The sequence below is a fragment of the Yoonia sp. R2-816 genome, from assembly GCF_046762905.1.
Classification (GTDB): Bacteria; Pseudomonadota; Alphaproteobacteria; order Rhodobacterales; family Rhodobacteraceae; genus Yoonia.
Genome location: NZ_JBKQXN010000304.1, coordinates 38574 through 55060 on the forward strand (window position 1 = coordinate 38574; position 16487 = coordinate 55060).

Here is a 16487-nt window from a genome sequence, read left to right on the forward strand (position 1 = left end):
AAGAGCAGGTATCCAGTGCGATTTAGCAAGCTACGACTCAATGGCTTTAAAAGCTTTGTCGACCCCACCGATCTGATCATTGCCGATGGTCTGACGGGGGTTGTGGGGCCGAATGGTTGTGGCAAATCGAATCTGCTGGAGGCTCTGCGCTGGGTCATGGGCGAAAATCGCCACAAGGCCATGCGTGGCGGTAGCATGGAAGATGTGATCTTTGCCGGCGCTGCGACCCGACCGGCGCGCAACTTTGCCGAGGTGTCGCTGGTCATCGACAATGGTGAGCGGCTGGCGCCTGCGGCCTTTAACGACAATGACAATCTGGAGATCATTCGCCGCATCACCCGCGATGCCGGTTCTGCCTATAAGGTCGGCGCCAAAGATGTGCGCGCCCGCGATGTGCAGATGCTGTTTGCCGATGCTTCGACCGGTGCGCATTCACCCGCGTTGGTGCGGCAAGGCCAGATTTCAGAACTGATCAACGCCAAGCCGAAATCGCGGCGGCGTATTCTGGAAGAAGCGGCGGGGATTTCGGGTCTTTATCAGCGCCGCCATGAGGCGGAGTTGAAGCTGAAAGGGGCAGAGACCAACCTGACCCGCGTTGATGATGTGATCGAACAACTGGCGTCGCAATTGGGCCAACTGGCCCGGCAGGCCAAACAGGCGGCGCGTTATCGCGAGATCGGTGAGAAGCTGCGCAAGGCCGAAGGCATGTTGCTGTTCCGTCGTTGGAAAGAGGCGGATGAGGCGTTGTTGGCGGCGTCTGAGCAGTTGCGCGAGCGGACAACGGCAGCGGCACAGGCCGAGAAAGCTGCGCGAGAGGCTTCTAAGGGTAGGCAGGTGGCCGAAGATGCTTTGCCCCCATTGCGCGAGGAAGAGGCGATTGCGGCAGCAGTATTGCGGCGCCTGCAGGTGCAGCGCGATACGCTGAAAGATCAGGAAGCGCGCGCGCTTGAGATGATCGAAACCCTGCGCGCCCGGATTGACCAGTTGGGCCGCGATATGGAACGCGAGAGCGGGCTAAACAAGGACGCGGGCGAGACGATTGAGCGGCTGGAATGGGAAGCCCGCGAGATCGCCAAGGCCGGTGAAGGGCATGAAAAGCGCCTGGAAGAGGCGCAGGTTGCCGCCCGCGAGGCGGCGGGTGTGCTGCAGGAGCGCGAAGCGGATTCGGCGCAATTGACCGAAGATGTGGCGCGTTTGGCGGCGCGTCATCAGTCGGCGCAGCGTCTGGTGGAAGACAACCGCACCACCCTGGAAAAGAACGAAGGTGAGGCGGCGCGCGCCAAGGCCGCGATGGAAGAGGCGGCGGCAGCGCTCGCCAAGGCCGAGGCGGATTTTGCAGCGGCGGGTGAGGCTGAAAAACTGGCGGTTGCGGCGGCTGAGGCGGCGGACAAGGCGCTGGCCGAGGCCGAGGCGGCACGGGCCGAAACGCAAGGTCGCGAAAGCGATGCGCGCGCGTCGCGGTCCGAGGCGGAGGGTGAGGCGAATGCCTTGCGCGCCGAGGTGGCCGCATTGGCCAAGCTGGTGGAGCGCGATACGGCTGAGGGTGGGCAAGTCCTTGATTTATTGCGAGTTCAGGGCGGATATGAAAAGGCGCTTGGTGCAGCACTAGCCGATGATTTGCGCGCACCAGAGGTCGGCGCGGATGCGAAATCGGGTTGGGCGTTGTTGCCAGGATATGCCACGCCGCAGACCTTGCCTGATGGTGTGATGGCTCTGACGAATTACGTGACCGTGCCGGAGGTTCTGGCGCGCCGGATGAGCCAGGTGGGGTTGGTAGATGCTGCAGATGGCCCACGGTTGCAGGCGGCGTTGAAGCCGGGGCAGCGGCTGGTTTCTGTGGATGGTGATCTGTGGCGCTGGGACGGGTTCCGCGCCGGGGCCGAGGATGCGCCATCAGCGGCGGCCCTGCGTTTGCAGCAGTTGAACCGGCTGACCGAGCTGAAGCGCGATCTGGAGGAGGCCGCGGCGACGGCCGTCGGCGCCGCGCAGGCGCATGAGGCACTGACCGCGCTGTTGAAACAGCAGACGGAGGCCGACCATGCCGCCCGCACCGCCCGGCGTGATGCCGACCGTGCCGTGGCGGATGCAAACCGGGCTGCAAGCCGGGCGGAGGCGGATCGAAATCTGTCGCAGGGCAAATTGGACAGTCTTGGACTGGCGGTGAAGCGCCATGAAGAAGAGGCGATGATCGCGCGCAAGGCCCTAACAGAGGCCGAAAAGACCGCTCAGGGCCTGCCCGATCTGGATCAGGCGCGCGCGTCGGTTGAAGATGTGAAGATGACGGTCGAGGCTGCGCGGATCACCATGATGTCACGCCGGTCTGCCCATGACGAGGTACGCCGCGAGGGTGAGCAGCGGCTGAAACGATCACAAGAGATCACCAAAGAAATCTCGGGCTGGAAGCACCGCCTGGAGACGGCCAACAAGCGCACGGCGGAACTGGCCGAACGCAAGGCGGCATCAGAGGCGGAACTGGCCGAGGCGACAGCGGCCCCTGAAGAGATCGCGGCAAAACGGGCCGAACTGGCTGAAGCGATTGACGAGGCCGAGACCCGACGCAAGGCGTCGGCCGATAAGCTGGCCGAGGCTGAGAACGTCCTGCGTGATGCGGGCCATCAGGAACGCGATGCGGAGCGTCTGGCGTCGGAGGCGCGAGAGGCGCGTGCCCGGTCAGAGGCGCGAGCGGATGCCGCGCGGGAGACGGTCGCCTATGCCGCCGAGCGGATTATGGAGGCACAGGAGGTCACGCCTGACAAACTGCTCGAAAGCCTGGAGGCCGATCTCGATCAGATGCCAGCCTCTGACGTGATCGAGGGCCAGGTTAATGCCTTGAAACGGCAGCGGGATTCGCTGGGTGCCGTAAACCTGCGCGCCGAGGAGGACGCCAAGGAAGTCCAGGTTGAGCATGACAATCTGGTGTCCGAAAAGACCGATCTTGAGGCGGCGATTGCCGCATTGCGGTCGGGAATTGCGAGCCTGAACAAGGAAGGCCGCGAGCGGCTTTTGACCGCCTTTGAGCAGGTGAATGATAATTTCGGTCTGCTGTTCACCCATCTGTTTGGCGGTGGTGAGGCGAAGCTGGTTCTGGTGGAATCCGATGACCCGCTTGAGGCCGGGCTGGAGATCATGTGCCAGCCACCGGGCAAGAAGCTGAGCACCCTGTCGCTGCTGTCGGGTGGTGAGCAGACGCTGACAGCGCTGGCCTTGATCTTTGCGGTGTTCCTGGCCAATCCGGCCCCGATCTGTGTGCTGGACGAGGTCGATGCGCCGCTGGATGATGCCAACGTGACGCGGTTCTGCGATCTGCTGGATGAGATGACACGCCGCACCGAAACCCGGTTCCTGATCATCACCCACCATGCGGTGACGATGAGCCGGATGGACCGGCTGTTTGGTGTGACAATGGGCGAACAGGGCGTGTCGCAGCTGGTGTCTGTGGACCTCAAGAAAGCCGAAGCGCTGGTGGCGTGAGGGGGCGATGCAACCCATCCGCACGGAGTGTTCATATATGACCGATTCGCCCCGGATTGGGCGGTCGGCATCGCGTCGGATTTGCGTCGGCAAAACGTCGGACCCCAACGCACGGTGGCTGCATTAACGATTTACCTGTTGCAGGACGCATATCGGCCCGAGAATTTGGAAAGACTGCTGACAATGACTGACATTTTCACGACACTCAGCGGTGTCTGGATGGGCCGCTATGATTATGGTGAGGGTCTGTTCCCGGTGTCCTTCGAAGCCATTTTGCAGGAAGAGGCAGGTGCGCTGAGCGGCGAGATCACCGAGCCCAACACCTTTCGGTCTGATATGGGCAGTGATCTGATTGCACGTCTGGCAGGGACACGCCATGGTCATGATGTGTCGTTTCGCAAGACCTATGCCGGTTTCGACCAGGGGGATGATCCGGTTTATGAAGGGGTGTTGAATGGCGCACTGACCCGGATCGACGGGGTCTGGCGGTTTGCGGACCATCCAGAATGGTCAGGCGCGTTCATGATGGTGCGGGCGGTCAGAGCCAAGGCAGGTGAACGTGCTGCCATGGAGGTGGCATTGTAATGTCGGGTTCCCGGGCTTCTTTTTTTGGCTTTTGGCTTTTGGCTGCCGGTCGAGGATGCCGCATCGGCCCGTCAGGCTGTCAGGATGGCGGGCCAGCCGGTTTTGATCATGGCAGTGAACGCCTTGCTTGTTGCATTAAGTGCGCTGGTGCAGGTGACGCCCGAATTTCGCGTGGCTGCGGTTGCAGGAACCGTTGCTGTGGGTCTGGCTGTTATCGCCTTTCGCATGCATGCCGGGAATGCCGGGCTGGTCCCTATTATGGTAGTTCTGTTCGTTGTTTTTGCCCTCTTGAATATGGTTCTGTCGGTATTGGGCCACAGTATGACCCGGGGTCCCCAGTTTCCGATCGCGGCACTGGCGCTCACCTGGATTGTCCCGGTATTCGCGGGGGCGCTCGCGCTGAGCGGGTTGCGCGGTTGGTTGTGGATGCGACGCAATGGCGGGCTGTCTAAAGGCGGTTGAGCAAATCCACTGTAGGCCATGCGTCGGCGGGTAACCCAAGTCGCACCTGTTCCGCCTGAACCGCTTCGCGTGTTTTCGCTCCCAGTATCCCGTCAATCCCGCCCACGTCGTGCCCGCGCGCCGTCAGTTTTTGCTGCAATTGCTGCATTTGCGAGCCTGTCAGCGGGGGGCTGGGATTGCCGGCGTTATAGACCGGCGCGCCTTCCAGCCGGGTCGCGAAATAGGCGGCGGTGGTGACGTAGACGAAGCTTTTGTTCCAGTCGAAATAGACGTCGAAATTCGGATAGGCGAGGAAGGCTGGCCCATTCCGCCCCATGGGTAGCAGGACGGCGGCGGGCAGGTTGGCGGGGCCGAGGCTGCCGTTGCGCGCGGTGACCCCGCGCGCGGCCCAATCGGCGACCGTGGCCTTGTTGTTCAGGCCGGTCAGGCCCCAGTCAAGATTGGCGGGCACGTTGATTTCCTGCAGCCAGGGTTCGTTTGGTCGCCAGCCCAGCGAGGACAGCACATTGGCCCCGGTCATCAGCGCATCAGCAGAGGAGGATTTGAGGTCGACAACCCCGTCCCCATCGCCATCCATGCCTTTTTCCACGATCTCACGGGGGAGTTTTTGCAACTGCCCAATCTCGCCCGCCCAGGCGCCAGTGGTGCTGGTGGGGTTCATGCCGCCGCGCCGGTAGAGTTCAATTGCTGCGATCAGTTGCGGGCGGAACAGATCGGGCCGCCGACAGTCATGGGCCAGTGTCAGCAGCGCGTTGCGGGTGTTGAAGCTGCCCTGGACCTGACCGTAATCCGTCTCGAACGCCCAAAACGCCAGAAGCACGCCGCGCGGGATGCCGAACCGTGCCTCGATCGCGTCGAATGTCGCGTCGTTACGCTGGCTGTAGACCCGTCCGTTGTCGATCCGGTTCTGGCTGATCAGAGCGCGCGAGAAGCTGATGAAATCCTTCTGGAACACCCCTTGCGCCCGGTCGGCCCGCAGAACCGCATCGTCGATTTGCGCCCCTTGGAAGAAACTGTCGGCGGTGGCGGCTGGGATGCCTGCAGCCTGTGCCTCGGCCTTGACCCCCTCGATAAACGCGCCGACCGGGCCACCGCAGGTCTGGGCGTGGGCGGTGCTGGCCAGAAGGGCGAAGGCGAGGGCGAGGCGCATGGGGTATCCTTTCGAATTTGCGCCGACGTTAACAGCGATGTGTGAGGGCGCAAGCAAAGTCATCATCACCTGAGCGATCCGCTGATATCTGCGCAACAGAAGCCATTTTAGGTCAGCTGGATGATCCAGATAGCCAATGCCCCCGCGAGCGTCAGGACCCAGACCTGCCATAGCGTTTTGACAGTCGCATCCACATGATCCGGTGTCAGATGGCGTTCGCCCTCGGCGTTCACAAGCGGATAGTCCCGCATGGTGCCGTTGTAGCTGCGCGGTCCGCTGAGCGCGATGCCAAGTCCGTAGGCCATCGCCGCCTCTGGCCAGCCGGCGTTGGGCGAACGGTGAAGCCTGGCATCGCCAAGGATCTTGCGCATGTCGGGGCGCGCTGTGACGGCCCAGATCAGGAGCGCCGTCATCCGTGCCGGGATCAGGTTCAGGAGGTCATCGAACCGGGCGGCGGCCCAGCCGAATTTCTCGTGCCTGGGTGTCCGGTAGCCGATCATGCTGTCGGCGGTGTTGGTGGCCTTGTAAACCAGAAGCCCGGGCAGCCCCGCCACGGCGAACCAGAAGATCGGGGCGATCACCCCGTCGGAGAGGTTTTCAGCCGCGCTTTCGATGGCGGAGCGGGCAACTGCGGCCTCGTCCATATCGCGGGTGTCGCGCCCCACAATCATGGCGACCGCCCGTTTCCCGTCGCCCAGCGACAGGCGCAGGGCGTCGCCCACCGCCTGCACATGCTGGACCAGCGATTTTTGCGCCAGCAGGATTGCCAGTACGATGATGTCAACGATCTGTCCGGGGATCGCTTGTAAGAGCCAGCCAAGCGCTGCGGCGGCAATGCAGAGTTCAACAATGGTCAGTGTACCCATCAGCCGCTGATGATCGCCCTTGTTGAATTTGGCATCGCACCAGCCGATCAGCTGACCGGTCAGCACGGCGGGGTGCGGGATGCGCGACCAAAGCCAGCGTGGTTCGCCAAAGATGGCATCAAGCAGCATGCCAAGGATCAGGGTCACAGGGCGGCTTCCAATTGTGCCCAGCGTCCGTGGGCGGGCAGACCCAGTCGCAGCCAGTCAGCGGCATAAGGAAAGATGCGCGACCACACGTGATGTTGGGCCAGCTGATCTTGGGCGGCGGCAGCGTCTTTCACCTTGTAAAGCCGGAACAGGCTGGTGCCGCCGACCAGTTCCGCCCCTTTGGAGGTCAGAAGCGTGTCCAGCCGGGCGGCGTCGGTTGTCAGCCGGGCGCGGGTTTCGTCGGCCCATTGTGGGTCGGCCAGTGCCTCTGACCCGATGGCCAGCGCCGGGCCGGATATCTGCCACGGGCCAAGCAGGTCGGTCAGTTTGGCAATGATGTCCGGATCGCCGATGGCGAAACCTAGCCGCAGGCCGGCAAGCCCCCAGAACTTGCCAAAGCTTTTCAGGACAACCGTGCCGGGTTGGTCCGCCAGATGGATCAGGGATTGATCGGGGGCCACATCGCAGAAGCTTTCGTCAATCACCGTGATATCGGCTGTCAGGTCGCCCGCCTGCCACAGGTGCCCATCGGGGTTGTTGGGATGAACAGCAACCACAACGTGGCTTGGGTCTTGACCCAAGTTCCAGCCCGCCGCGCGAAAGGCGGCGCCATGTTCGTTATAGGTCGGTCCGGGGATGCAGACCTCGCCCTTTGGCAGGGCGCCGGGCAGGGCCGCGATAATCGCCGATGCCCCGGTGGCGCCAATGATCGCCGCACCGTCCGGTATATTCCAGAAACTGCGCGCGCGCGCGTAAAGCTGCGTGAATGCGGCGCGGTCCGGCAGCGCGGTCCATGCATCGGCGGGCAGGCGCGGCATCGGATACGGCATCGGATTGATACCTGTCGACAGGTCCAGCCAACCGGCCCTGTCGCCGCCATATCGGGCGATGGCGGCATCAAGGCCGCCGCCATGGTCGCGTGTTTGGGTCATTCGTCCTGTGGCAATGGCGGGTGACGGGTCACGAAATGCCCCTTGATCGCCTGCGGCCATTCCCGATAGGGGACCTGCCCGGTATCCGATGTGGCGTGCGCCATGGCATAGGCCACAATCCCAGACGCGGATTCGGTATTGGGTTCGAAATCGCCGATCGTGTAGTTCAGCTTGTCGCGTCCCTGGATGGCCACGTTGCACCCTTTTTTGCAGCCCATCAGGCAGGATACGCGCCGCGTTCTGACATTTGTCAGCCCGGTCGCCGCCATTTCGATCAGGGTGGCGAGTTTTTCGCCATCGGTCTGCGCCATATCGCTGTCTTCCCAGCCTTCGCGCTTGCAGGTGTCACATGTGGTGATCCAGGTTGTCATGAAATTCCGCCTGTCTTTTGTGCTGCTTACCAAGCGGATTTTCGCCGGAATCACAAGGTTAAGCTTTCTTAACTCTCTTTTCGTACAGGTTAACGTCCACGTTAATACTTCGTTAGTAATTTGGGCAGAGTTGTGATGGAACACGTTTTGTTTAACGAGTCCTTCATGTACGATTACAACTGTCTAAAACACGGAGTCAAAATGCGCGTCCTGATTGTCCAAAGCAACCAAAGCCTGGGTGAGTTGTGGAAACGACACCTTGAGCGTTTGCACGCGGATGTCACCCACGTGCAGACCGGTGCCGAGGCCCTTCAGATGGTCGAAGGCCGGGATTTTGACGTGATCGTTCTTGATCTGGTGTTGGCAGAAGGCAGCGCCCTGACCGTCGCGGATTTTGCACAGTTTCGCCAACCTGATGCCAATGTGGTTTTCGTCACGGATACCACGTTCTTTTCAGATGGCTCGATCTTTAACCATAGTGCCAACGCCCGCGCCTTTATCGAGACGGCGACACCGCCACGCGATCTGGCGGCGATTGTGCATCATTATGGCAGCCCTAGGGGGCGTCAGCCTTTGGAACACAGCACCGGCGCGACACCATTTTGCCGCTGACAAGCTGATTTGACCGCAGCGATGTGGGTGATCGGCAGGGTAAATCCGCGACGGCAGAGGCAAAATGCGCCGCGCCCCGCAGGGGTTTCGCCAAAATTGCCCATTTCTGCGTCAACAGAGCTTGAATTAGCCGGCTAGTCCTGCGCTCTGTTTCCTGGAACAGAGCAATTTTGCCCGAAACCGGTGCTATCTTCCAAAGGCTAACGCCCCCTAGCCCCGCCCGTGCGGCGCGCGCCAGTCAATCTGTGGGTTGATCGGGATAATCCGGTTTGGATTGATGGTTTCGTGGCTGTAGTGATAATGCCGCACGATATGGTCGAAATTGACCGTCTCGGCCACCCCATCCCATTGATATAGTTCGCGGGTGAGCCCGAACAGGTTGGGGTAATCCATAATCCGCTTGCGGTTACATTTGAAATGCTGGTGATAGACCATGTCGAACCGGATCAGGGTCGTCCAGAGCCGCCAGTCAGCCTCTGTGATCTGGTCGCCCATCAGGTAGCGGTTTTGGCCCAGCCGGTCCTCAAGCCAGTCGAGCGTATCGAAAAGCGGGTGGACGGCCTTGTCATAAGCCTCTTGCGTGGTGGCGAAGCCGGATTTGTAGACCCCGTTATTGAGTGTGTCGTAGATCCGGTCGTTGACGGGTTCGATGTCGGCCTGCAGGTCTGTCGGCCAGAAGTCATCGCTATTGCCGGTGATGTCGTTGAAGGCGCTGTTGAACATCCGGATGATTTCGGAGGATTCGTTGGACACGATGGTTTCGCGTTGTTTGTCCCAGAGGATCGGTACGGTCACCCGGCCAGAGACGTTCGGGTCTGCTTTGATGTATATGTCCCGTGCAAAAGGCAGCCCGTAGAGCGTATCGCCGGTGGCCCCGTTGTCATCGGTCTCGAACGTCCAGCCGTCGGACAGCATGTCGGGATGGACGGCCGAGATGCTGATGTGATCGGTCAGGTCCTTCAGCTTGCGGAAGACAAGCGTTCGGTGCGCCCAAGGGCAGGCGTAGGAAACATAGAGGTGGTAGCGTCCGGATTCGGCTTTGAACCCGCCCTCGCTGGATGGTCCGGCGGACCCGTCCGCGGTGATCCAGTTGCGGAACTTTGCGTTGGACCGTTTGAACGCCCCGCCTGTCGATTTCGTATCATACCAGACGTCATTCCAGACGCCGTCAACCAGTTGGCCCATTGCGATGCTCCTATTGCTGGGGGAGGAGTTAGCGCAATTGCGTTAATGAACCAATGCGGACCGAGGCGCAGGGACCGTGCGCAACTGCACATAGGGCCGGATTTGGTGTGCTTTGGTGGCTGTTCGGGCGCTTTACGCGGGGCGCTTTGGCGACCGCCGCATTTGAAAACCGGTCTTTGACTGGGCAAATCCGGCCCCTTCGTAGAAGGACAGTATCGATGGTTCCAGCGATCCCGCCAGCAGCATGACCTTGTAACACCCGCACTGCCATGCAAGGTCAGCGGCGGCATTCAGGATCAGCTTGCCGTAGCCCTGACGCCGGTGGCCCGTATCGGTTACCACGTTTTCGATCAGGGCGAAGGGTGCCCCGCCTCTGGTCAGATTTGGGACGATGATCAGCGCGCAGGATGCGACAAGGGTCTTGTCAATCTCGGCCAGAAGGATGGCGCTGCCATCGTATTTTTCGAACCGCGTCAGGATATCGGTGGCGATCTCTGGCGGGCAACGCTGCTGGTTCGGGGTCATCTGCGCGTAGAGATCCTGAAGGTTTTCAAGATCGCCGGGGCCGGCTGCGCGGATGGTGGGTTGATGGTTCATGAGGGTGGAAGATGCCTGCGCCCAGGAGGAGTGGCAATAACCCCGCGTCGTTTCACCGATACGCTGCCGCCGGATTGTTCCGAACTGTCGCATATCGGTTTGCCCCGGGCGGTTCCGCACCTTATACGTCTTTGCAGACGAAGCCCGATGTGGCCAGAACGGTTGGAGGTGCGGCGGTTGACCCAAAACGGGGACCCAAGCACCACGTCGTCAAATCCCGGATCATCCGGGCCTCTGGTCGTGATATGAAACGGAGGACCCGATGCGTGTTGTGCTTTCCCTGATGCTGGTTTTTGCAGGCTCTGCGGCGATGGCTCATCCCGGTCATTGGGGCGAATTGGCAGGGCATGATCATTGGGTCGCCGGGGCGGCGATTGGGCTGGCCGGGCTGGCCGCAATCTGGGGCGCGCTGAAAGGCCAGAAGAAAGACCCGGAGCCGGAAGACGAAGAGCTGGAAGAGGAAACCGCATGAAAACGGGTGTGATGATCTGCGGCCATGGCTCTCGCAGCCAGTCGGCGGTGGATGAATTTGCGGTGCTCGCTGAGAAACTTCCCGATTACCTGCCCCCGGATTGGATCACCGATTACGGCTATCTGGAATTCGCCAATCCAGTGATCCGCGATGGTCTGGATAATCTGCGCGAGGCCGGGTGCGAGCGTATTCTGGCAGTGCCGGGCATGCTGTTTGCCGCGATGCATGCCAAGAACGATATTCCGACGGTGCTGAATACTTATGCGGCCAAGCATGGGATGCAGGTCAGCTATGGACGCGAGTTGGGTGTTGATCCCAAGATGATCGCCGCTGCCGCCGGCCGTATTCAGGAGGCTCTGGACCGCGCCAATGCCGAACTGGGTGAGATGCCACTGGTCGAGACCTGTCTGGTTGTGATCGGGCGTGGTGCCTCTGACCCGGATGCGAATGGCAATGTGTCCAAGATTGCCCGGATGCTGCAGGAAGGCATGGGGTTCGGCTGGTGCGAGGTGGGTTATTCCGGGGTGACATTCCCACTGGTGGAGCCGTGTCTGCAACATGTGGCGATGCTGCCCTATAAGCGTGTCATCGTGTTCCCGTATTTCCTGTTCTCGGGCATTCTGATCGACCGGATCTATGGGTTCACCGATCAGGTGGCGGCAGAGCATCCCGGTATCGAGTTCGTGAAGGCCGGGTATCTGGGCGACCATCCCAAGGTGCTGGAAACCTTTGCTGAGCGGATCATGGAGCAGGACAGCGACACGCCACCGCCCAATTGCGGGATTTGCGGCTATCGCGAACAGGTGCTGGCGCTGGAGGATGGCGGGCATCTGCATATTAAGGCGGAGGATCGCAACCATCCGGCCTTTGGTGCTGTGCCGCCGCCGACCTGTGTGCTGTGCAAGTACCGGGTGCAGGTTGTGGGTTTCGAGGCTGAGGTTGGTGCCGTGCAGGAAAGCCATCACCACCATGTCGAAGGGCAAGGTGCCAATGCGCCGGGGTCGAACGTGGCGGATTGCACGCTGTGCGATACGTTCTGCACGGGGATGTGCCGGCTGGAGGCGCAGCATGCGCATGACCATCACCACCACCATCATGATCACGACCATGATCATCACCATCATCACGCGCCATACCCTCATGCGGACCATCCGCATGGTCCGGAAAGCGCACGCAAGACGAGGGGCTAGGGGGCAATTTTCTTGCAAGAAAATTGGCGTCCATCGCGGATGAGGTATGCTGTTGAGACCGTATGAAAAAGACCCGCAGGCAATCTATGCTCAGAGCTTTGCCACCGTGCGTGATGAGGCGCGTCTGGACCGGTTTCCGACCGATATGCGCCCGTTGATGACGCGCCTGATCCATGCTTGCGGCATGGTCGAAATTGCGGATCGCCTGTCCTATTCCGCCCATGCCGCTGCGGTGGGACAGGCGGCCTTGCAGGCGGGTGCGCCTGTGCTGTGCGATTGCGAGATGGTGGGGGCGGGGATTATCCGCCGCTATCTGCCTGCACAGAATGAGGTGATCGTGACGTTGAATGATGGGGCAGTGCCGGGCCTTGCGCTGGAGATTGGCAATACAAGGTCTGCGGCGGCGGTGGAGTTGTGGCGCGACCATCTGGCCGGTGCCGTTGTGGCGATCGGCAATGCCCCGACAGCGCTGTTTCATCTGCTGGAACTATTGGAAAAAGGCTGGCCCAAGCCTGCCGTCATTCTGGGCTTTCCGGTTGGCTTTGTGGGCGCCGCTGAAAGCAAGGCGGAACTCGCTCGCGATCCGCGTGGCTGCGAATATGTCGCCTTGCGCGGGCGGCGTGGCGGGTCGGCCATGGCATCAGCCGCGGTGAATGCGCTGGCAGCGGGGTTGCCGGAAGATGTCTGATCCCTGGCTGCATATCGTCGGTATTGGCGAAGACGGGATGGACGGGCTGTTGCCTGCCACCCGCGCTGTTGTGGAGGCCGCCGAGATTATTATCGGTGGTGAGCGGCATCATACGCTGGCGGATAATCTGGTGGCGGAGCGGATGGCCTGGCCGCATCCGTTTGACGCGCTGATCGAGACCATTGAAGGGTTGCGGGGGCGGCGTGTTGTCGTGCTCGCCACTGGTGACCCGCTTTGGTATTCGGTGGGGGCCAAGATTGGCCGGGCAATTGACCCTGCGCAGATCGTTTATCATCCGCAATTGTCGGCGTTTCAGTTGGCCGCCGCCCGCATGGGTTGGTCCCTGCCGGATGTGGAGACGCTGACGGTGCATGGCCGCCCGGTCGAGCAGATGATCGCCTTTATCCAGCCGGATGCGCGGCTGCTGGTGCTGACCACGGGCGAGGAGACGCCGGCGCAGATTGCCCGGTTCCTGACCGAGCGCGGCTTTGGCCAGTCGAAGATGACCGTGCTGGCGGCGATGGGGGGCAAGAATGAGGCCCGGTTTGATGGTGTCGCCGCGAACTGGGATCATGTGGTGCCGGCGTTCAACACTCTGGCTGTCGAATGCATCGCCGCGCCGGATGCCGCGTTGTTGCCCCGTGTGCCGGGGTTGGCGGATCATCTGTTTCAGTCCGATGGGACGATGACCAAGCAGGAGGTGCGCGCAGCCACGGTGGCCAAGCTGATGCCGATGCGCGGGGCGCTGCTGTGGGATATTGGTTGTGGTTGCGGATCGGTCGCGATCGAGTGGATGCGGGCGGCCCGTTATGCCCGTGCCGTGGGGATCGAGCCACGCGCCGACAGGCGGGCGATGGCGGCGGCGAATGCGCTGGCGCTGGGTGTGCCGAAGCTGGAACTGGTGGACGGGGTTGTGCCGGATGCGCTGGAAGGGCTGGATGCGCCGGATGCGATTTTTATTGGCGGCGGGTTGAGCCGCGAGACATTTGACGCGGCGTGGGATGCCTTGCGTCCGTTGGGTCGGATGGTGGCCAACGCGGTGACGCTGGAGAGTGAGGCAGAGCTGATCGCGCTGCATAAGGAGCGCGGTGGCGATCTGGTGAAGCTGTCGGTGCATCGGGCGGAGCCTGTGGGTCGTTTGACCGGCTGGCGCCCGCTGATGCCGGTGACGCAGTGGAGTTTGGTGAAGCGATGACGGGAGACGCTGTTGGCGATGCCAATGCGCCCCTCCCGCCATCCCGTGGGGTGCTTTACGGGGTGGGCGTGGGGCCGGGGGCACCGGACCTGATCACCTTGCGCGCGGCGCGGTTGATTGAGGGGGCCGCCGTCATCGCTTATCCGACATTGGCGGGGGCGGAGAGTTTTGCCCGTGGGATTGCGGCGGGGTTGATCCCGGCGGCGGCTGAAGAGATCGTGATGGATGTGCCGATGAGCGTGGAGCGCGCGCCTGCGCAGGACGCTTATGACGATGGCGCCGCGCGGATTGCCGAAGCTTTGGATGCGGGTCAAGACGTTGTGTGCCTGTGTGAGGGGGATCCGTTTTTCTATGGTTCTTTCATGTATCTCTTTGCTCGGCTGGCGGGCCGTTATCGGGTTGAGGTGGTGCCAGGCGTCACGTCGATCACCGCCTGTGCGGCGCGGGCAGGCATGCCATTGGCGGCGCGGAATGAGCGGCTGACGGTGTTGCCGGGGCCATTGCCCGAGGATGAGCTGCGCGCCCGGATCGATGGGGCCGAAAGCGTGGCGATCATGAAGGTGGGTCGCCATCTACCGAAGATACGCGCGGTGATCGATGGCCTGGGTCTGACGGAACAGGCGGTTTATGTGGAGCGGGCGACATTGCCGGAAGAGGTTGTGCTGCCGCTGGCGGAGGCGCCGGACACGGCCCCCTATTTTTCGATGATCTTACTGACCAAAGGGGCCGATCCATGGCTGTGAAACCTGTCGTGCTTGCGTTGTCCCGGTCGGGTGAGGAAACGGCGCATCGCGTCGCCGGGGTGTTGGGTGCGCAGGTGCATGGCCGCGAGGGCCGTGTGGACAACGCAGACGCGTTCTTTCCCAATGCGCTGGACCATGCGCGTGATCTGTTTGCGGCCGGTGTGCCAGTCGTGGGGATTTGTGCATCCGGCATCCTGATCCGCGCGGTGGCTCCGTTGCTGGCGGACAAGACGACAGAGCCGCCGGTGATTTCGGTCTCGGATGATGGGGCTGTGGTGGTGCCGCTGCTGGGCGGGCATCGTGGGGCAAACCGGTTGGCGGCACAGATTGCGGAGGCACTGGGCGCTGTGGCGGCAGTGACGACGGCGGGGGATGTGGCGCTGGGCGTGGCGCTGGATGCGCCGCCTGCGGGGTGGCGGCTGGTGAACCGCGACGATGCGAAAGGTGCAATGGCCGCATTGCTGTCGGGTGGCGGTGCGGATGTGTGTGGTGATGCGCCGTGGCTGGCTGAGTTGCCGAAGGGCGACGCGGTGCGTTTGACCTGCGCGATGGCGCGGCAAGATGATCTGGGACCTGCCCATCTGCAGTTTGCACCGCAGCGGCTAACGCTGGGTGTGGGCTGCGCGCGGAATTGTCCGCCGGAGGAATTGGCGGGACTGGTTGCCGATGTGCTGGCAGAGGCCGGGGTGGCGCCCGAGGCAGTGCATTCGGTGAACACGATCACGCTGAAGGCGGATGAACCTGCGATAATTACATTGGCGGATGATCTGGCCGTGCCTTTGCGGTTGTTCGAGGCGGATGCGTTGGAGGCGGAGACGCCGAGGCTGGTCAACCCGTCGGAGGTCGTCTTTGCGGAAGTGGGCACGCATGGCGTGGCTGAGGCTGCGGCACTGGCGCAGGCCGGGCCGAAGGGTGAGTTTATGGTGACGAAACGCAAGACCCCGAACGCGACCTGCGCGTTGGTAGTGGCCCCTGAGCCCTTGGTGGAACTGCGCGGCCGGGCGCGGGGCCGGTTGTCGGTTGTGGGTATTGGTCCGGGGCAGGCGGCCTGGCGGACGCCGGAGGTGTCGCGGTTGGTGGCCGAGGCGGATGAGCTGGTGGGATATGGACTCTATATCGATCTGCTGGGGCCGTTGGCTGTGGGCAAGGACCGGTCGGATTTTCCATTGGGCGGTGAAGAGGATCGCTGCCGCTACGCGTTGGAGCAGGCGGGCAAGGGTAAGAATGTCGCGCTTGTCTGTTCGGGCGATGCGGGGATTTACGCGATGGGGGCGCTTGTGTTCGAGTTGCTGGATCGTGGGCCGGATAAGATGGGTGTGTCGGATGCGGCGCGCCGGGTTGAGGTGGTTTGTTCGCCGGGTGTGAGTGCGTTGCAGGGGGCTGCGGCACGGGCAGGGGCTCCGTTGGGCCATGATTTCTGTGCGATTTCGCTGTCTGATCTGCTGACCCCGCGTGAGGATATCATCAAACGTCTGCGGGCGGCGGCAGAGGGGGATTTCGTGATTGCCTTTTACAATCCGGTGTCGATGCGGCGGCGGACATTGTTGGCAGAAGCGCGGGATATCCTGCTAAAGCATCGACCAGGGGCCACGCCGGTGATGTTGGCATCGTCGCTGGGCCGACCGGAGGAGCATGTGCGGTATCGCCGGTTGGACGAATTGCAGGTGGATGAGGTGGATATGCTGACCGTTGTTCTGGTGGGGTCATCTCATTCGCGGTTGGCGGAACTGGGTGACGGGCCGCGGATGTATACGCCGCGCGGCTATGCCCGCAAGATTGATGGGGATCTGGCTGGATGACGCTGTTTCGCTATCGCGAAAT

At 62.1% G+C, this 16487-nt stretch carries 16 protein-coding genes; 10 read left to right on the forward strand and 6 right to left on the reverse strand.

Features of this window, described 5'->3' with window-relative positions:
- The first annotated feature begins 15 nt into the window (after positions 1–15).
- The 3 genes from smc to ACFWW2_RS17475 all read left to right on the forward strand — a co-directional run bounded on the left by smc (position 16) and on the right by ACFWW2_RS17475 (position 4518).
- On the forward strand, positions 16–3471 hold the full coding sequence (gene smc, locus ACFWW2_RS17465; protein ID WP_393930058.1) for a chromosome segregation protein SMC: 3456 nt from the start codon (positions 16–18) through the stop codon (positions 3469–3471).
- A 183-nt stretch (positions 3472–3654) separates the two neighbouring features.
- Complete coding sequence (locus ACFWW2_RS17470) at positions 3655–4056, forward strand: hypothetical protein (RefSeq protein WP_393930060.1); 402 nt, start codon at positions 3655–3657, stop codon at positions 4054–4056.
- A 24-nt stretch (positions 4057–4080) separates the two neighbouring features.
- The gene (locus ACFWW2_RS17475; RefSeq protein ID WP_393930062.1) at positions 4081–4518 is read left to right on the forward strand and encodes a hypothetical protein; all 438 of its coding nucleotides are present in this window, start codon (positions 4081–4083) and stop codon (positions 4516–4518) included.
- Here the strand turns inward: ACFWW2_RS17475 and ACFWW2_RS17480 are convergent.
- From ACFWW2_RS17480 to ACFWW2_RS17495, 4 genes are all read right to left on the reverse strand, one after another.
- Positions 4505–5668 (reverse strand): lytic murein transglycosylase, encoded by a 1164-nt coding sequence (locus ACFWW2_RS17480; protein WP_393930064.1) that lies wholly within the window; start codon positions 5666–5668, stop codon positions 4505–4507. The two genes, ACFWW2_RS17475 and ACFWW2_RS17480, sit on opposite strands and share 14 nt — an antisense overlap.
- 107 nt (positions 5669–5775) lie before the next feature.
- Positions 5776–6681 carry an adenosylcobinamide-phosphate synthase CbiB gene (gene cbiB / locus ACFWW2_RS17485; RefSeq protein ID WP_393930066.1) on the reverse strand — a complete coding sequence of 302 codons (906 nt, stop codon included), beginning with the start codon at positions 6679–6681 and terminating at the stop codon, positions 5776–5778.
- The gene (locus tag ACFWW2_RS17490) at positions 6678–7613 is read right to left on the reverse strand and encodes a threonine-phosphate decarboxylase (RefSeq protein WP_393930068.1); all 936 of its coding nucleotides are present in this window, start codon (positions 7611–7613) and stop codon (positions 6678–6680) included. Before ACFWW2_RS17490 ends, cbiB begins: the two co-directional genes overlap by 4 nt.
- The gene (locus ACFWW2_RS17495; protein WP_393930070.1) at positions 7610–7984 is read right to left on the reverse strand and encodes a DUF1636 family protein; all 375 of its coding nucleotides are present in this window, start codon (positions 7982–7984) and stop codon (positions 7610–7612) included. Before ACFWW2_RS17495 ends, ACFWW2_RS17490 begins: the two co-directional genes overlap by 4 nt.
- Before the next feature lie 201 nt (positions 7985–8185).
- On the opposite strand from ACFWW2_RS17495, the gene ACFWW2_RS17500 reads away from it, so the two are divergent.
- Positions 8186–8596 (forward strand): response regulator, encoded by a 411-nt coding sequence (locus ACFWW2_RS17500; RefSeq protein WP_393930072.1) that lies wholly within the window; start codon positions 8186–8188, stop codon positions 8594–8596.
- A 210-nt stretch (positions 8597–8806) separates the two neighbouring features.
- Here ACFWW2_RS17500 and ACFWW2_RS17505 read toward each other — a convergent pair whose 3' ends face one another.
- A complete protein-coding gene (locus ACFWW2_RS17505) occupies positions 8807–9781 on the reverse strand; it encodes a glutathione S-transferase family protein (protein WP_393930074.1) in 975 nt (324 codons plus the stop codon).
- Positions 9782–9913: 132 nt separating this feature from the next.
- Entirely contained in the window at positions 9914–10378 is a 465-nt protein-coding gene (locus tag ACFWW2_RS17510) for a GNAT family N-acetyltransferase (protein ID WP_393930076.1), read from the reverse strand.
- A gap of 262 nt (positions 10379–10640) precedes the next feature.
- Here ACFWW2_RS17510 and ACFWW2_RS17515 point away from each other — a divergent pair, with 262 nt between their 5' ends.
- The 6 genes from ACFWW2_RS17515 to cobJ are packed head-to-tail and all read left to right on the forward strand — an operon-like array spanning position 10641 to position 16465.
- Positions 10641–10850 carry a DUF6732 family protein gene (locus tag ACFWW2_RS17515; protein ID WP_393930078.1) on the forward strand — a complete coding sequence of 70 codons (210 nt, stop codon included), beginning with the start codon at positions 10641–10643 and terminating at the stop codon, positions 10848–10850.
- On the forward strand, positions 10847–12040 hold the full coding sequence (locus ACFWW2_RS17520; protein ID WP_393930080.1) for a sirohydrochlorin chelatase: 1194 nt from the start codon (positions 10847–10849) through the stop codon (positions 12038–12040). Before ACFWW2_RS17515 ends, ACFWW2_RS17520 begins: the two co-directional genes overlap by 4 nt.
- 46 nt (positions 12041–12086) lie before the next feature.
- Positions 12087–12728: a precorrin-8X methylmutase gene (locus tag ACFWW2_RS17525; protein ID WP_393930082.1), complete on the forward strand. Its 642-nt coding sequence runs from the start codon at positions 12087–12089 to the stop codon at positions 12726–12728.
- On the forward strand, positions 12721–13923 hold the full coding sequence (gene cbiE, locus ACFWW2_RS17530) for a precorrin-6y C5,15-methyltransferase (decarboxylating) subunit CbiE (protein ID WP_393930084.1): 1203 nt from the start codon (positions 12721–12723) through the stop codon (positions 13921–13923). Before ACFWW2_RS17525 ends, cbiE begins: the two co-directional genes overlap by 8 nt.
- Positions 13920–14666 (forward strand): precorrin-2 C(20)-methyltransferase, encoded by a 747-nt coding sequence (cobI, locus tag ACFWW2_RS17535; protein WP_393930124.1) that lies wholly within the window; start codon positions 13920–13922, stop codon positions 14664–14666. Before cbiE ends, cobI begins: the two co-directional genes overlap by 4 nt.
- Positions 14657–16465, forward strand: coding sequence for a precorrin-3B C(17)-methyltransferase (cobJ, locus tag ACFWW2_RS17540; RefSeq protein ID WP_393930087.1), 1809 nt, complete (start codon positions 14657–14659; stop codon positions 16463–16465). Before cobI ends, cobJ begins: the two co-directional genes overlap by 10 nt.
- The last annotated feature ends 22 nt before the right edge of the window (positions 16466–16487 follow it).

Coding starts and splice junctions, on each gene's coding strand:
- ACFWW2_RS17470 (WP_393930060.1), top strand. CDS start 3,655: ATGACTGACATTTTCACGACACTCAGCGGTGTCTGGATGGGCCGCTAT.
- ACFWW2_RS17480 (WP_393930064.1), bottom strand. CDS start 5,668: ATGCGCCTCGCCCTCGCCTTCGCCCTTCTGGCCAGCACCGCCCACGCC.
- ACFWW2_RS17490 (WP_393930068.1), bottom strand. CDS start 7,613: ATGACCCAAACACGCGACCATGGCGGCGGCCTTGATGCCGCCATCGCC.
- ACFWW2_RS17495 (WP_393930070.1), bottom strand. CDS start 7,984: ATGACAACCTGGATCACCACATGTGACACCTGCAAGCGCGAAGGCTGG.
- ACFWW2_RS17500 (WP_393930072.1), top strand. CDS start 8,186: ATGCGCGTCCTGATTGTCCAAAGCAACCAAAGCCTGGGTGAGTTGTGG.
- ACFWW2_RS17505 (WP_393930074.1), bottom strand. CDS start 9,781: ATGGGCCAACTGGTTGACGGCGTCTGGAATGACGTCTGGTATGATACG.
- ACFWW2_RS17510 (WP_393930076.1), bottom strand. CDS start 10,378: ATGAACCATCAACCCACCATCCGCGCAGCCGGCCCCGGCGATCTTGAA.
- ACFWW2_RS17515 (WP_393930078.1), top strand. CDS start 10,641: ATGCGTGTTGTGCTTTCCCTGATGCTGGTTTTTGCAGGCTCTGCGGCG.
- ACFWW2_RS17520 (WP_393930080.1), top strand. CDS start 10,847: ATGAAAACGGGTGTGATGATCTGCGGCCATGGCTCTCGCAGCCAGTCG.
- ACFWW2_RS17525 (WP_393930082.1), top strand. CDS start 12,087: ATGCTGTTGAGACCGTATGAAAAAGACCCGCAGGCAATCTATGCTCAG.
- cbiE (WP_393930084.1), top strand. CDS start 12,721: ATGTCTGATCCCTGGCTGCATATCGTCGGTATTGGCGAAGACGGGATG.
- cobI (WP_393930124.1), top strand. CDS start 13,920: ATGACGGGAGACGCTGTTGGCGATGCCAATGCGCCCCTCCCGCCATCC.
- cobJ (WP_393930087.1), top strand. CDS start 14,657: ATGGCTGTGAAACCTGTCGTGCTTGCGTTGTCCCGGTCGGGTGAGGAA.